We start from the raw sequence: 14,987 nt of genomic DNA on the forward strand, positions 1-14,987 counted from the left end.
TGATCGGCGCACCACCGCCGTCCGGGATAGCCGTCGTTCACCAGTCGTCAATGCCGACGTTTCGTCGCGTTCCATCCCGCAACGACGCGGTGGGGGTGGCGCCGTTGCCACCCCCACCGCTCTCCCCGCCGGTGCGCCGTCAGTGCTTGTGGAACGACTGGCGCACCACACCCCCCACGAGCGCGCACCAGGTAGTGGTGCTGATCTTGCCGTTGGGCGGTAGTCCGTGCAGGCGCTGGAGGTCCTTCACCGCAGTGCGGGTGGCGTGGTCGTACTCGCCGGTCGGGGTGACCTCGGCGTAGCCCTTGGAGGCGAGCATGAACTGCGCGGCCACCACCGGGACGCCCGACGACTTCTGGTCCAGCTCCGGGGCCAGGGTCTCCCACGTCGGCGCCGTGAGCGTGGCGTCGACGTCGACCGGGATGCCGTTGCGCGCCTGCCAGTCCTGCACGGCCGCGACCGTGGCCGCGTCGAACACGCCCGTCACCGGCACGGTGTAGCCGCGGAACGTGAGCAGGTACTGCGCGACCCGGACCACCGGGCCGCCGACGAAGCGCCAGATGTCCGGCCAGCGGCGGGCCGGCACGTCGCCCAGCTTCGTGCCGAGCTTCTCGAACACCGCGCGGCGCAGCGCCGGGAACTCCCGGTAGAACATCGCGCCCGGGCAGAGCGTGGCGCGGAAGTCCCAGTGACCGAAGATGTCGTGGGCGTGCAGCCCGTACTGCCGGCAGATCGCTGTGCACAGCCGGGCGAGGGAGTCGAGCAGCTCCTCCGGCGGCGTCTCGGTGACGTAGGTGCCCTCGTTCTCGATGCCGATGGCCCGCCCGTTCTCGCCCGGGCAGTGCGCGGCGATCATCTGCCGGTCGCCGGCGCGCAGCCGGTCCAGGCTGCCGTGGCGTCCCTCCAGGACGTGACCGCCGCGGCTCACAGTGAAGTGCTGCCCGGTGTCGGACCAGCGGTTGCCGTCCATGTGCAGGTCCTGGCAGTCACGGGCGAGCTGCTTGGCGTGCTCCTCGGAGTAGTCCGTGACGTTCGGGAACGCCATGTGGTGCACGATGATCTTGTTGGTCGGGATCGCGCTCACCGACAGCGGGTCGGCCGGCGGACGGGCGGCCCACTCGTCGCAGCTGATGATCCAGTCGAGGTCCGCGCCCGGCGCGGCCTGCGCGGTGCCCGGCAGGGCGAGCTCACTGCCGACGACCGCGACCGCGGCGGCGCCGAGACCGGCCCGCAGCAGCGTACGGCGGTCCAGCTCGGGGTGGTCGAAGTGCATCTCGCCTCCTCGATGGCCCGGCCGGCGCCGGGCGATGTAAAGGAACTGCAACGACTGCGCGCGTGGTGGAGAATATTGCCAAGCTCGCGCGGTGCGCCAGAGGACAAAAGCGACGTTCACCGGCCGGTGAGCCGGCTGCTCCTACCGCCGGAGTAGGCGATCTCACGTCCGCTGACCGGGACGGACCATGGCCTTCCGCGACCCGCCGTGGCAGCCTGGGCCCATGCAGTCGCCCAGCCCGACCCGGATCGTCGTGCTCGTCGCGGTGCTCGCGGCCGCCACCGCGTTCGGCTGGTGGCGCCGCCGCCACGACGGGCGGCTGCGCGCCGTCCGGAAGCGCCCATCGGCCACCGACGCGCCGCACCGGGCCACCCTCACCGCCCTCGGGGTACGCCCCGGCGAGGTCACGCTGGTGCAGTTCTCCGCCCCGGTCTGCGCGCCCTGCCGGGCCGCCCGCCGGGTGCTCGCCGACGTCGCCACCCGCCTCGACGGGATCGCGGTGCTGGAGGTGGGCGTGGACGAACACCTCGACGCGGCCCGGGAACTGGACGTGTGGCGTACCCCGACGGTGCTGGTGGTGGACACCGCAGGCCGCGTCGTGCGCCGCGCCGCCGGCGTGCCCGACCGCGACGACCTGATCGCCGCGCTCACGGCCGGGGCGGCGCGATGACCGGTGTACGGCTGACCCGCCGCCGGGTGGTGGACCACGGCCGGCTCGCCACGAGCCTCTGTGCGGCGGCGCGTCCCGCCTGACCGACCGCCCCCGCACGAACGGAACCACCCCATGCTGCTCGACCCCCGGGGACCGCGCTTCGCCGCCGTCCTCACCACAGTCGTCCTCGCGATCGTCCTCGTCACCGGCTCCGGGCTGCTCCTGCTCGCCCAGGCCGTCGTGTTCGCGCTCACCGCCCTGAACCCGCGCGTCGGCCCGTACGGCCTGCTGTTCCGCGCCCTGGTGGCGCCCCGGCTGGACCCGCCGGCGGAGCTGGAGCCGGTCGCTCCGGTGCGCTTCGCCCAGGTCGTCGGCCTGGTCTTCAGCGTCGTCGGCGCGGCCGGCTGGTTCGCCGGGCTGCCCGCGCTCGGCCTGGCCGCCACCGGCGCGGCGCTGGCCGCCGCCTTCCTCAACGCCGCGTTCGGGCTCTGCCTCGGCTGCGAGGCGTACCTGACGATCCGGCGGCTGGCCGGACGCCCCCTCGCCGCCCGGGTGGCGGTGCCCCCGCGCTGAGGTTCCGCCCGTACGCTGGCCCCGGCGGACGGGGGGAGTGGCATGGCGGGTCGCGGGCGGCTGGACCGGCGCAGCGTGCTCGTCGCCGCGGGCGGGCTGGCGGTCGCCGGGATCGGCGTGCCGATCGGGCTGGCCGCCACGAACGACGGGCCGCCGCCCCCGCCGCGCGGCCGGCGGCCGGTCAGCATGGCGATGCACCTGCACGCCTCGTTCAGCGAGGGCGTGGCCAGCTACGCCGCCCACCTCGACCAGGCCCGCCGCAACGGCGTCGACGTGCTGTGGTGGACCGACCACGACTTCCGGGTGGCCGCCCACGACCACCGCCGGGTCGTCCACTTCGACGGCCCGGAGGAACGCGAGGGCGGCCTCGCCTGGACCTGGCAGCCCGCCACCGAGGGACGGCTGACCGCCTCGGCCGCCGACTTCGTGGACGCGCCGGACGCCCCCGACGGCCCGGGCCGCGCGCTGCGCCTCACCGCCGCCGGTTCCGGCACCCTCTGGTACGCGGGCAAGGCGTGGAACTGGACGCACACCGCCAACATCTCCGACACCACACTGCATCTCGACGTACGCCCCGAAGCGGCGGGCCGGCACGCCACGCTCACCGTGGAGCTCGCGCTGTCGCACCACCCGGCCGGACCCGGCCGGCCCGCCGGGCAGCTCGTGCTGCGCTACCGCCTCGGTGGCGCCGACACGGTCCGGCACACTGTCGACGGCCGGCACGGCACCGTCGAGCTGCCCGCCCCGCCCGGCGCCTGGCGGCGGCACACGTTCGACCTGCTCGCCGACGTGCGGCGGCTCTGGCCCGACCTGGTCGCCGGGGACAACTCGCTGCGCGGGCTGCGCCTCGGCGTGACAGCGGCCGGTGGCGGGCGCGGCGCGTACCTGGTGGACCGGCTCGTCTTCGACCGCGCCCGCCGCGCCGGCCAGGCGGGCGAGGAACTGCGCGCCGAGGTGCTGCGCGGCTACGACGGCGCGTACCCCGGCGTCACCCACCACCGGGCGTACGAGGTGTCGATGGTGCGGCACCTCAACTGGTTCGGCGGCGACGGCACGCTGCCGCGCTTCCCGTCCCCGCCGTACCGGGACAACGACGTCGACGCCACCGAACGGATGGTGGAGTTCCTGCACGCGCACGGCGGGGTGGTGTGCTGGAACCACCCGCTGGACACCGAACGCCGCGAATCACTGGCCCGCCTGCTGGTCAGCCGGAACGCGCTCGGCGTCGACCTGATCGAGATCGGACGCCGGCCGGTCGAGGACCACCTCTGGGCGTACGACGTGGCGGCCCGCAACGCGATCCCGCTCACCGCCGTCGGGGTCACCGACGACCACGACGGCACCGACTGGCGGGCCGGCCGGGACCGCAACGTCACCTCCGTGTGGGCTGCCTCGACCGGCCGGGACGACCTGGTCGCGGCGCTGCGCGCCGGGCAGGCGTGGTTCGCCGACCTGACCGGCTACCGGGGCGCGCTGGACCTGGAACTGGGTGGCCGCAGCGCGATGGGCGCGCTCGCCGTGCTCGCCGAGGACACCGTCACGGTGCGGCTGCGCGCCACCGACCTGCCGGCCGGGGCCACGCTGGAGACGGTCACCGGCGACGTCGACCGGGCCGGTGTCGCGGACCCGACACCGGCGGTCCGGGTCGGGCAGGTCCCGTGGCGGCAGCTGCGGCAGGGCTGGTACGACCTGCCGGTGCGCGTCGGCGCCGGCACGTACGTCCGCACCCAGGTCCGCGACCGCGACGGCGAGATAGTGGGCGCGAGCAACCCCCTCTGGCTGCTCCGCACCCCTCCACCCGCAGGCATCCCCGCGCCCCGCCGCTTCTGACCCGCGCCCCCTCTCCCGCCCGCTCCCGCCGTGCCCCCTCTCCGTCGATCATGAAGTTGGCGGCGGGATCCGTCCTCTTTGTCCCTGTCAACTTCATGATCGACGAGGTGACGGCTGTTGCCGGGGTCTGGTAATCGTGACGGTGTGTCCGATACCGACCACCTGCCGCGCGGTGAGGCGCCGCGCGGGGAACCGGGCGCCGACCGGCGTCCGGAAACAGCCGTTGCGGCGATGGCCGTCGGCTGCGCCACGGTGAGAATGACGAGCGAGGCGGCGTCCGACATCCGCCCGTGGGACGCCGTGGAGTCTGTCGCATGAGCGGCTGGGAACTGTCCGGATACACCCCGGTCCGCCGGCTCGGCGCCGGCGCGTCGGGCAGCGTCGTGCTCGCCACCCACGACGCGACCGGCACCCCCGTCGCGATCAAGTACCTGATCCGCGACCTGGGCGAGGACTCGGCGTTCCGGACCGCGTTCCGCACCGAGGCCCGGCTCCTCGGCGAGATCGACGACCCGCACGTCAGCCGCCTCTACGAGTACGTGGAGAGCCCGCACGGCGCCGCCATCGTGATGGAACTGGTCGACGGCGTCTCACTGCGCCAGATGCTGCGCGAACACGGCCCGACCACACCCGAGGCCGCGCTCTGCGTCCTCAAGGGCTCACTCGCCGGTCTGGCCGCCGCACACACCCACGGCGTCGTGCACCGCGACTACAAACCGGAGAACGTGCTGGTCACCGGCGCCGGGCTGAGCAAACTCGCCGACTTCGGCATCGCCATGCCGATCGGCCAGGGCTCCGACACCACAGTGTCCGGCACGCCCCGCTACATGGCCCCCGAGCAGTGGACCGGCGCCCCGGCCGGCCCCGCGTGCGACGTCTACGCCGCCACCGCCACGTTCTTCGAGTGCCTCACCGGCCGCCCCCCGTACCAGGGACCGGACCTGCTCTCCCTGCGCGACCAGCACGCCAGCGCGCCGATCCCCGCCGAGGCGGCACCCCCGCCGGTGCACGAACTGCTGCGCCACGGCATGGCCAAACGCCCCGACGAGCGCCCGCCGTCCGCCGAGGCGTTCCTGGAGCTGCTGGAACGGGTCGCCGGCACCGGCTACGGCCCGGAATGGGAGGAACGCGGGCTGCGCGAGCTGGCTCGGCGGGCATTGCTGCTGGCCGCGCTGTGGCCGTTCCCGGACCGGGCCGAGGGCGCCACCGCCGTCGCGCACACCGAACTCGGCACGACCACCACCGGCCGGAGCGGACGGTTCCGTAAGGGCCGCACCCGTACCGTCCTCGCCGCCGGTGCCCTGGCCGCCGCCGTCCTGGCCGGCGGCGCAGGCTACAGCTACGCCGCCCACGACGACACGTCCGCCGCGGGCCCGACCGGCCCGGCGAGCGCCGCCCCCGCCACCACCGGCGCACCCGTACCGGACCCGACCGGCGCCGAGACACCCAGCCCGTCACCGACGCCCAGCCCGTCCACCGTGTCCGCCACGCCGCCGCCTCCCGCGCCGTCGGCCACCCCCGATCCGACGGGGACGCCGACCCGAACAGGCACACCCACCCCCAGCGCGTCGCGCACCACCAGCCCGCCGCCACCGGACGTGACAGCGCCGGTCGTGGACGGCGTGAGCGCCGACCCGGGCGAGCTGGACCCGAAGGGCTGCCCCTACGGCGCCAAGAGCAGCACCGTCACCGCCACCGTCACCGACGACCGCAGCGGCCCGGCCGCGCTCACGGTCACCTTCGGCTACACCGTCGACGGCGCCACCGGCACGATCCGGATGGCCGCCGCCGGGCGCGGCGTGTTCACCGGCACGCTCGGCCCGCTGTCCACGCCCAAGCGCAGCGCCCGCATCCCCATCCGGGTCACCGCCGCCGACGCCGCCGGCAACACGACCACCTCGACGTCACCTGTGTACGTGACGCTCTACCACGACTGCACCCCCGGCTAGGAGTACGACAGTGCCCGCTGCCCCGCACCGCAGCCCGTCCCGGGGACGGTCGGCGTGACCCGCCCCGACGAGCCCACCGAGGCGCTGCCCACCCGCGCCCTGCCGCTCACCGGCGACGCGGACGCCGCCGAGCCCACCGTTCATCTCACCCGGCCCCGAGCCGACGCCGACTCGACGGTGCCGCTCGCCGTCATGCAGGCGGAGCCGGCTGCCGAGGGTGGGGAGCCGACGACGGCACTGGTCATCGAGAGCGCGGAGCCGACCGTCCGGCTCGCCGTCGACACCCCTGCGGCGACCGGCAGGTCGGAGCCCACCGTCCACCTACCCGGGGCGGGGGCCGCCCAGCCACCCACCGCCGAACCCACAGTCCACCTGACGGCGATCCCCGGCGGAGACGACCGCACCGCAGACCTCGCCGCCTCGGCCACGGCGACACCGCCCGATGCCGAGCCGACCGTGCACATGCGCCCAGGCCGGGCAGACGACACAGGTGAGGCGACCGTTCACTTCGTGGCGGCTCCGGACAGCAGGGCGGGGGAGCGGACAGTGAGTCTGAGTCCGGCCCTCGACGGCTCGGCGGGCGAGGCGACGGTCCAGATGCGCCCGTCAGCCGGAAACGCGACCGGACAGGCCACCGTCCACCCGCGTCCGAGCGCGGAACCGCCCCAGCGCCCCGGCGCGGAACCGACCGCATCGTGGCAGCCCACCGCCTCCTGGCAGCCCACCGGCGTACCGCATCAGGGTCACACCACCGGGACGGCGGCGACCGGCGCCGGGGCGTACCCGGATCGGACCGGCCACGCGCGGGCGGTGAGTGGCGTGCCGGCCCCGGGCGGTGAGCTGCGCTTCGGGCCGGGCGTGCCGGCGACGCCGCCGCCCGCGCCGCCCTGGCCCACCGCGCCGCCGATCCGGCCGCGTCCGGCCTGGCGTCGCGTCGTCTCGGTGCTGTCCACGCTGCTCACCGTGGTGCTGCTGCTGGCTGTCGGCCTCTACCTGTGGCAGCGGCTGCGCCCGCTGGAGGTCGAGGGGGTCACCGTCGCGGTGCCCCGGCCGGCCGGTGTCGCCTGCGACGTGACTGTCGACGTGGTGGCCACCGTGCGCACCAACGGGCGCGGCGGAACGATCCGGTACCAGTGGTTCCGCTCCGACGCGCCGCCCGGCGCCGTGCTCACCGAACGGGTCGGCAGCGGGCAGCAGACCGCCGCGCTCACCCTCAAGTGGACGTTCACCGGGGTCGGTACGACCACCGGCATCGCCACCGTCAACATCGTCGAACCGACGACGGCGCAGGCCAGCACCCGCGTCGTCTACCGCTGCCCCGGAGGCTGACCGCGTTTCCGCGCGCGCCCGTCCGGGTAGCCCCACCCGAACAAACCTGGACCACGCACGTGGAGGCCCTTCGATGAGAGACAACTTCGGGGACGCGGTGGGCGACGCGTTCCGTTCGGTGATGCTGTTCCTGCCCAAGGCGGTCGCGTTCGCCGCGATCCTGGTCGTCGGCTGGCTGATCGCCAAGGCCGTGCTGAAGCTCGTGGACAAGGTGCTGGAGCGGGTCCACTTCGACCGGGCCGTCGAGCGCGGCGGGATCAAGACCGCGCTGGCCCGCTCGAAGTACGACGCCAGCGACATCGTCGCGAAGCTTGCCTACTACGGGGTGCTGCTGGTCACGCTCCAGCTCGCGTTCGGCATCTGGGGCCCGAACCCCATCTCCGACCTGATCGCCGGCGTGATCGCCTGGCTGCCCCGGGCGTTCGTCGCCATCGTCATCGTGGTGGTCGCCGCGGCCATCGCCCGCGCGGTGAAGGACATCATCTCCAGCGCGCTCGGTGGCCTCTCGTACGGCCGGGTGCTGGCGAACCTCGCCTCGGTGTTCATCCTGGGCCTCGGCGTCATCGCCGCGCTCAACCAGATCGGCGTCGCCACCACCGTCACCACCCCGGTGCTGATCGCGGTGCTCGCCACCGTGGGCGGCATCCTGGTCGTCGGCGTCGGCGGCGGGCTGGTCCGGCCGATGCAGAGCCGCTGGGAGAACTGGCTGACCCGGGCCGAGGAGGAGTCGCGCACCATCGCCACGCACGCCCGCGCCTACCAGGCCGGCCGGCGCGACGTCGAGGCCCGGCTCGCCGCGACCGGCCCGTACGCGGAGTCCGAGCTGACCCAGCCGGTGAGCCGCGACGCCGAGGCGGACCGCACGCAGCCGGTGCCGGCGTACCCGGCCACCCCGTCGACCACGGCCGCCGCAAGTGAGGACCCCACCGAGCCGGTGCCGTCGCAGGCGGGCGCGGAGGCCACGCAGCACATTCCGGCGTACGCGGACTCCGAGCGCACCCAGCCGACCACGCCGCGCCAGCCGACCGCCGAGCAGGCCGCGGACAACGAGGCCACCATGGTCATTCCGCAGGCCGACGTGGAGAAGTTCCGCCGCTGACCCGAACAGCGGAGACGAACCGGGGCGGGACCACACGGTCCCGCCCCGAATTCGTGCCCGCCGGGGGACCACCCGGGCGCCTCGCGGCGGATAGGATCCCGGCATGACCTGGCGATGTTGATGCCTTCCTGAGCGACGAGGCCGCGGGCCGCCGCGGACGCCGTGCATTCCGACCGGTGTCCGTCACGTCCCGTGGGAAGGTTCCATGCTCGTCGCTCCTGCCCGCGTACCAGCGACCCGCCGCCTGGCGGCGACGCTCTACGGGTACGCGTTCCTCACCGACCTCGTCCTGCTCTACCCGCTCTACGTGCTGCTGTTCGCCGACACCGGGTTGTCGGTCGGGCAGATCTCCTCGCTGTTCGTGCTCTGGGCGGCCGCCGGCATCGTGCTGGAGGTGCCCTCCGGCGTGTGGGCCGACGCGGTGTCGCGCCGCCTGCTGCTCTGCCTCGCGCCGCTGCTGGCCGCCGCCGGGTTCGCGCTCTGGGTGCTGCTGCCGTCGTATCCGGCCTTCGCCGTGGGCTTCCTGCTCTGGGGTGCCGGCGGCGCACTGCGCTCCGGCGCGCTGGAGGCGCTCGTCTTCACCGAGTTGGAACGCCTCGGCGCGGCCGACCGGTACGCCCGGCTGATCGGCCGGACCCGCACCGCCGAGGTGCTCGGCGCGGTCGGATCAGGGGTGCTCGCCGGGCCGGTGTTCGCGCTCGGCGGCTACCTCGCTGTCGGCGCGGCGAGCGTGGTCACGTGCCTGCTGGCGGCTGCCGTCGCGGCCCGCTTCCCGGAGCACCGCCAGCCGCCGGCCGCGCCTGTCCCGAGCGGGGGTGACGACGAGCCCGGCTGGCTGGACAGCCTGCGCCTGGGCCTGCGCGAGGTGCGGGCCGACCGCCGCGTCCGCGCCGCCGTGCTGCTGGTCGCGGCGGTCACAGCGATCTGGGGTGGACTGGACGAGTACACCGGGCTGCTGGCCGCCGACACCGGCATGGCCGAGGTCGGCGTACCGCTGCTGCTCCTGCTGGTGTGGGCCGGGATGACAGTGGGCGGGCTGCTCGCGCCGCTGGGTGAGCGGCTGTCCCACAGCGGGTACGCCGGTCTGCTCGTGTTCGCGGCCGCGGCGACGGCGGCCGGGGCGCTGCTGCGGCACCCGGCGGGGTTCGTGCTGCTGGCTGCGGCGTTCGCCGCGTTCCAGCTGGCCACCGTGCTCGCCGACGTGCGGCTCCAGGCCCGGATCACCGGATCGGCGCGGGCCACCGTCACCTCGCTCGCCGGAATGGCCACCGACCTGACCATCGTCGCCTTCTACGCCGGGTACGGGCTGCTCGCCGGTGCGATGGGCAACCCGGCTGCCTTCGCGGTCGCGGTGCTGCCGTACCTGCTGGTGGCGCTCTGGCTGCTCACCGGTCGAGCATGAATCGCCAGAAAAGGGACCAATGGTCGCGTTCGCGGCCTAGCGTTGGTCCGGAAATTCGGCGACCCCGGGGGACGATCGCGGTGACGTTGGAAGCAGAGCGCACACTGCGCGACGAGGACCTGACCGGGCTGGCGGACCTGGCCGCCCAACTGCGGGTGGACGCGATCAGGTGCAGCACGATGGCCGGCTCCGGGCACCCCACGTCCAGCCTCTCCGCCGCCGACCTGCTCGCCGTGCTCGTCGCCCGGCACCTGCGCTACGACTGGTCCTACCCGGGCAACCCCGGCAACGACCACCTGATCTTCTCCAAGGGGCACGCCTCCCCGCTGCTGTACGCGGTGTTCCGGGCCACCGGCGCGATCAGCGAGCAGGAGCTGCTGGAGACGTACCGGCGATCCGGGTCGCGCCTGCAGGGCCACCCCACGCCGGTGCTGCCCTGGGTGGACGTCGCCACCGGCTCGCTCGGGCAGGGCCTGCCGGTCGGCGTCGGGGTGGCACTCGCCGCCCAGTACCTGGACCGGTCGCCCGCCCACGTCTGGGTGCTCTGCGGCGACAGCGAGACCGCCGAGGGGTCGGTGTGGGAGGCGCTGGACAAGGCCGGCCACTACGGGCTGCGCAACCTCACCACGATCGTGGACGTCAACCGGTTCGGCCAGCGCGGCCCCACCGAACTGGAGTGGGACCTGGACACCTACCGGCGGCGCGTCGAGGCGTTCGGCTGCCGGGCGATCGTGGTCGACGGCCACGACCCGGGCGCGATCGACGAGGCGTACGGGCAGGCACGCGACGCTGCCGGGCCGACAGTGGTGCTGGCCCGCACGGTCAAGGGCAAGGGCGTGCCCGAGGTGGAGAACAACCCGTCCTGGCACGGCAAGCCGTTCGACCCGGAGCTGGCCGAGCGCGCCGTGCGGGCGCTCGGCGGCCCCCGGCGCATCCGGGTCGCCGGACCGAAGCCACCGCCCGCGCCCCGGGCCGCCGCGCCGGAGATCCGGCAACCGGAACTGCCGACGTACGAGCGCGGCGCGAAGGTCGCCACCCGGGACGCGTACGGCGACGCGCTGCGCGCCCTCGGCGCGGCCCGGCCCGACGTGGTCGCGCTCGACGGCGAGGTCAGCGACTCCACCCGGGCGGAGCGCTTCGCCACCGCGTACCCGGACCGGTTCTTCCAGATGTTCATCGCCGAGCAGCAGCTCGCCGCCGCGGCGGTGGGCCTGGCGGTGCGCGGCTACCGGCCGTTCGCGGCTACGTTCGCCGCGTTCTGGTCCCGGGCGTACGACTTCATCCGGATGGCGGGCGTCTCCCGGGCCGACATCGCGCTCGTCGGCTCGCACGCCGGGGTGGAGATCGGCCCGGACGGCCCGTCCCAGATGGGGCTGGAGGACATCGCCGCGCTGCGGGCGGTGCCCGGCTCCACGGTGCTCTGCCCGGCCGACGCGGTCTCCTGCGCGGCCCTCGTCGCCCAGATGCCCGACCAGCCGGGCGTCAGCTACCTGCGGACGACGCGCGGCGCGTACCCGGTGCTCTACGACGACGCCGCGCCGTTCCCGATCGGCGGCAGCCGGATGCTGCGCGACGGCGGGGACGTGGCGCTGCTCGGCACCGGCGTCACGGTGCACCTCTGCCTCGCCGCCGCCGACGAACTGACCCGCGAGGGCATCGACGCCCGGGTGATCGACCTGTACTCGATCAAACCGGTGGACCGGCAGCGCCTGGCCGAGACCGTCGTGGAGACCGGCGGACGGCTGGTGGTGGTCGAGGACCACTACCCGGAGGGCGGGCTGGGCTCCGCGGTGCTGGAGGCGCTCGCCGACCTGGGCGAACCGGCCCGGGTCAACCACCTGGCGGTACGCGGGCTGCCCGGCTCCGGCACCCCCGCCCAGCAGCTCGACCGGGCCGGCATCGGCGTCGGCGCGATCGTCTCGGCGGCGCGGGCCCTGGCCTGAGCCGTACCGCCGCGGCCCGCGGCGCGGCGGTGTTTGCCCGGACCGGCGGCGGGTAGCCACGGTGCCGTTGCGACGGGAGGACAGACGATGGCCGAACCGGAGTTCTACGCGCGGGTCTCCGCCCGTGCCGGCGTGCCGGTGGAGACGGCCCGCGCGCTGACCGAGGCGACGCTGCGCACGCTCGCCGAACGGATCAGCGGCGGCGAGGCCGACGACCTGTCCGCGCACGTCGCGCACGAGCTGCGTCCGCTGCTGGCACGCGCCCGCGTCGAGGACCCCGAGGTCTTCGGGTACGACGAGTTCCTGCGCCGGGTCGCCGAGCGCTCCGGCGCCACACCGTCCGACGCCGAGCGCGGCGCCCGGGCGGTGTTGCAGGCGCTGCACCGGGTGATCGGGCCGGCCCAGTTCAACCGGGCGCTGTCCCAGCTGCCGCGCGAGATCGCCGAGCTGGCCCAGCCCGCCCCACGCCCCGCCTAGGCGAAAGGAAGGGCCCCTTATTAACGCCTCCGGTAGAGGAAGGGTCCCTTGTTAACACCCGCCGCCACCCGCCGCCAGCGTCGGCGCCGGGGGAGGCGTCACTCGGGCAGCGCGTCCAGGTAGACCCAGCGGCCGTCCTCGCGGGCGAAGCGGCTGTGCTCGGCCAGGACGCCCGCCCGGCCGCCCTCGCGGTAGTGCGCCCGGAACCGCACCGTACCGGCGCTGTCGAACAGGCCGCCCTGACCGGTCTCCACGATCTCCAGCCGGGTCCAGCGGGTGCCCGGGTCCAGCTCCAGCCGCTCAGGGCGGGTGGTGGAGTGCCAGCTGTGCCGCAGGTAGGCTGCGTCGCCGAGCGCGAACGCGCTGAACCGGGACCGCATCAGCGCCTCCGCTGTCGCCGCCGTCGCCTCGCCCCGGTGCACCGGGGAGCAGCAGTCCGCGTACGGCCGGCCGGTGCCGCACGGGCAGGCCGCCGGACGTTCACCCGCGCCCTCGCGCGCCTTCCGTCTCGCCACCCGGCGATTCTCTCCCACACCACGACCGCCCTCGCCGCCGGTAGGCCGGGGAATCCCGGACGGGACAGGATGAGAGGGCGCACTGGTCGATGGCGAGGACGGTGGAGAGGGGCACTCGCCGGGGAGGCGGCTGAGGCCACCAGCGTCGGCTGACCGACCTCGTATAGTCGCCTCCATGATCACTCGTGGAGCCACGGCCGACGCCACCACCGGCGGTTCCGGCGTTCGGAACCTCCGCGACGCAGGCGGCGTCGGATCGTTGCGCCGTGGGGTCCTGTATCGCTCTGGCGCCCTGCATCTCCTGACGCCCGAGGGTGCCCGGGAGCTGGAGGACCTCGGGCTACGCACGGTCATCGACCTCCGCAGCATCCGAGAGGTGGCCGACCGGCCGGACCGGTGTGCGGGTCTCGGCGTCGAGCACTGCCACTTTCCGGTGTTCACCGACCAGAGCTGGCCGGACGACCAGGTGGCGCTGTACCCGTACATGGCTGAGCAGGCGGGTCGTGCCACCGTCGCGATCATTCGGCAGCTCATCACCCCTGGTGCACTACCTGCCCTGGTCCACTGCGCCTCCGGCAAGGACCGCACCGGAGTTGTCGTCGCCGTCATCCAGACTCTCCTGAATGCTTCCGATGCGGAGGTCACCCAGGACTTCCTGCGCTCGAACGCCGCTCTGGACCTCACCGGATCGCCGGCCGGCGCGGCGATCGGACACGGCACCCTCCCGGTGACCGCAGCGCACCTGCTTCATGCCATGGTGTGGATCCGCAGCCACCACGGCTCGGTCTCCGCCTATCTCCAGGCTGCCGGCGCCACCGAGGCCGAACTGGAGGCCCTGCGGGAGGTTCTTGCCTGAAGCGGTCGCGCCGCCGGCCGGTACCGCACGTCTTTCGCAATCGCTGCGCCCACGATGCAGCCGCAGGCGCTACGCTCCCCGGACCATGAGCGTGAGCCCGACTCAGCGTGCCCTCGACCCGGATCAGGTCCGCCGCCACCTCGCCGCCTCGCTCGGACCCGGCGCCGAGGTGGCCGACTGCGGGCCGCTGACCGGTGGCGGCTTCGCCGCCGTCTGGTGGGTACGCCTCACCGACGGCCGGGACGTGGTGCTCAAGGTGGGTCCGGCGCCGCACGTGCCGTTGCTGCGCTACGAGCGCGACATGATCGGCGCGGAGGCGCACTACCTGCGCCTGGTGGCCGACCGCGCACCAGCAGTGCCCACCCCGGCGTTGCTGCACCACGGCACCGACCCCGACCTCGGTGACTGGCTGCTCATGGCGCGGCTACCAGGTCGTACCCTCTGGGACCTGAGCCGGGCCGGCGCGGACGTCGGGCCGCTGCGCGCGGAGTTCGGCCGCGCGCTCGCCGCGCTGCACGGCGTCACCGGCGAGCGGTACGGCTACGACGGCGACCGGGCCTCCGGGGCGACGTGGCGGGACGCCTACACGGCCATGGTGGACGACATGCTCGCCGACGCCGCGGACTGGGCGGTGCCGCTGCCGGCGCCCGCGACCCGGATCCGGGAGCTGGTGGCGCGGCACGCGGAAGTGCTCGACGCGGTACGCCGCCCGGCGCTGCTGCACTTCGACGGCTGGGCCGGGAACGTGCTGGCAGTGGACGGGCCGGACGGCACGCCCCGGCTCACCGGCCTGGTCGACGGCGAGCGGTACCTGTGGGGCGACCCGCTGATGGACCTCGTGTCGCCGCTGCTGTTCCGCCGCGCCGAGGACGAGCCGGACGACCCGCTGGTACGCGCCTACCGGGCGGCGGCGCCGTTCCCGTTCGACGCCGGGGCGCGGCGGCGGCTGGGGCTCTACCGGCTGTACCTCTACCTGCTGATGACTGTCGAGATGCCCAGCCGGAACATCACCGCCGACAACGACCCGGGCCGGGTGGAGCTGCTGGCGGAACTCCTCGGCGCGGAACTGGCCGACCTGGCGGACTGAGC

At 74.5% G+C, this 14,987-nt stretch carries 13 protein-coding genes; 11 read left to right on the top strand and 2 right to left on the bottom strand.

Features of this window, described 5'->3' with window-relative positions:
• Positions 1-139: 139 nt before the first annotated feature.
• On the bottom strand, positions 140-1,273 hold the full coding sequence (locus FHX31_RS13570) for a peptidoglycan recognition protein family protein (RefSeq protein ID WP_184976360.1): 1,134 nt from the start codon (positions 1,271-1,273) through the stop codon (positions 140-142).
• A 223-nt stretch (positions 1,274-1,496) separates the two neighbouring features.
• Between FHX31_RS13570 and FHX31_RS13575 the strand changes: the two genes are divergently transcribed.
• From FHX31_RS13575 to FHX31_RS13615, 9 genes are all read left to right on the top strand, one after another.
• Positions 1,497-1,943: a TlpA family protein disulfide reductase gene (locus FHX31_RS13575; RefSeq protein ID WP_402883580.1), complete on the top strand. Its 447-nt coding sequence runs from the start codon at positions 1,497-1,499 to the stop codon at positions 1,941-1,943.
• Between the two features lie 114 nt (positions 1,944-2,057).
• Positions 2,058-2,498, top strand: coding sequence for a DUF4395 domain-containing protein (locus tag FHX31_RS13580; RefSeq protein ID WP_013476696.1), 441 nt, complete (start codon positions 2,058-2,060; stop codon positions 2,496-2,498).
• Between the two features lie 42 nt (positions 2,499-2,540).
• Positions 2,541-4,328, top strand: coding sequence for a hypothetical protein (locus FHX31_RS13585; RefSeq protein ID WP_184976364.1), 1,788 nt, complete (start codon positions 2,541-2,543; stop codon positions 4,326-4,328).
• Positions 4,329-4,642: 314 nt separating this feature from the next.
• Positions 4,643-6,277 carry a serine/threonine-protein kinase gene (locus tag FHX31_RS13590; RefSeq protein ID WP_184976366.1) on the top strand — a complete coding sequence of 545 codons (1,635 nt, stop codon included), beginning with the start codon at positions 4,643-4,645 and terminating at the stop codon, positions 6,275-6,277.
• Between the two features lie 54 nt (positions 6,278-6,331).
• Positions 6,332-7,606 carry a hypothetical protein gene (locus tag FHX31_RS13595; protein WP_013476699.1) on the top strand — a complete coding sequence of 425 codons (1,275 nt, stop codon included), beginning with the start codon at positions 6,332-6,334 and terminating at the stop codon, positions 7,604-7,606.
• 73 nt (positions 7,607-7,679) lie between these two features.
• The gene (locus FHX31_RS13600) at positions 7,680-8,705 is read left to right on the top strand and encodes a mechanosensitive ion channel family protein (protein WP_013476700.1); all 1,026 of its coding nucleotides are present in this window, start codon (positions 7,680-7,682) and stop codon (positions 8,703-8,705) included.
• A 205-nt stretch (positions 8,706-8,910) separates the two neighbouring features.
• Positions 8,911-10,107, top strand: coding sequence for an MFS transporter (locus FHX31_RS13605; protein ID WP_013476701.1), 1,197 nt, complete (start codon positions 8,911-8,913; stop codon positions 10,105-10,107).
• Between the two features lie 80 nt (positions 10,108-10,187).
• Positions 10,188-12,050 (top strand): transketolase, encoded by a 1,863-nt coding sequence (locus FHX31_RS13610; RefSeq protein WP_123110680.1) that lies wholly within the window; start codon positions 10,188-10,190, stop codon positions 12,048-12,050.
• A gap of 87 nt (positions 12,051-12,137) precedes the next feature.
• Positions 12,138-12,527, top strand: coding sequence for a DUF2267 domain-containing protein (locus FHX31_RS13615; RefSeq protein ID WP_030273179.1), 390 nt, complete (start codon positions 12,138-12,140; stop codon positions 12,525-12,527).
• A gap of 98 nt (positions 12,528-12,625) precedes the next feature.
• Here FHX31_RS13615 and FHX31_RS13620 read toward each other — a convergent pair whose 3' ends face one another.
• Positions 12,626-13,042, bottom strand: coding sequence for a YchJ family protein (locus FHX31_RS13620; RefSeq protein ID WP_013476704.1), 417 nt, complete (start codon positions 13,040-13,042; stop codon positions 12,626-12,628).
• Positions 13,043-13,217: 175 nt separating this feature from the next.
• Between FHX31_RS13620 and FHX31_RS13625 the strand changes: the two genes are divergently transcribed.
• The gene (locus tag FHX31_RS13625) at positions 13,218-13,898 is read left to right on the top strand and encodes a tyrosine-protein phosphatase (protein WP_184976368.1); all 681 of its coding nucleotides are present in this window, start codon (positions 13,218-13,220) and stop codon (positions 13,896-13,898) included.
• 85 nt (positions 13,899-13,983) lie between these two features.
• Positions 13,984-14,985: a phosphotransferase family protein gene (locus FHX31_RS13630; protein WP_184976370.1), complete on the top strand. Its 1,002-nt coding sequence runs from the start codon at positions 13,984-13,986 to the stop codon at positions 14,983-14,985.
• The last annotated feature ends 2 nt before the right edge of the window (positions 14,986-14,987 follow it).

It is taken from the genome of Micromonospora sp. CNZ286 (genome assembly GCF_014207755.1).

Coding starts and splice junctions, on each gene's coding strand:
- FHX31_RS13570 (WP_184976360.1), bottom strand. CDS start 1,273: ATGCACTTCGACCACCCCGAGCTGGACCGCCGTACGCTGCTGCGGGCC.
- FHX31_RS13575 (WP_402883580.1), top strand. CDS start 1,497: ATGCAGTCGCCCAGCCCGACCCGGATCGTCGTGCTCGTCGCGGTGCTC.
- FHX31_RS13580 (WP_013476696.1), top strand. CDS start 2,058: ATGCTGCTCGACCCCCGGGGACCGCGCTTCGCCGCCGTCCTCACCACA.
- FHX31_RS13585 (WP_184976364.1), top strand. CDS start 2,541: ATGGCGGGTCGCGGGCGGCTGGACCGGCGCAGCGTGCTCGTCGCCGCG.
- FHX31_RS13590 (WP_184976366.1), top strand. CDS start 4,643: ATGAGCGGCTGGGAACTGTCCGGATACACCCCGGTCCGCCGGCTCGGC.
- FHX31_RS13600 (WP_013476700.1), top strand. CDS start 7,680: ATGAGAGACAACTTCGGGGACGCGGTGGGCGACGCGTTCCGTTCGGTG.
- FHX31_RS13605 (WP_013476701.1), top strand. CDS start 8,911: ATGCTCGTCGCTCCTGCCCGCGTACCAGCGACCCGCCGCCTGGCGGCG.
- FHX31_RS13615 (WP_030273179.1), top strand. CDS start 12,138: ATGGCCGAACCGGAGTTCTACGCGCGGGTCTCCGCCCGTGCCGGCGTG.
- FHX31_RS13625 (WP_184976368.1), top strand. CDS start 13,218: ATGATCACTCGTGGAGCCACGGCCGACGCCACCACCGGCGGTTCCGGC.
- FHX31_RS13630 (WP_184976370.1), top strand. CDS start 13,984: ATGAGCGTGAGCCCGACTCAGCGTGCCCTCGACCCGGATCAGGTCCGC.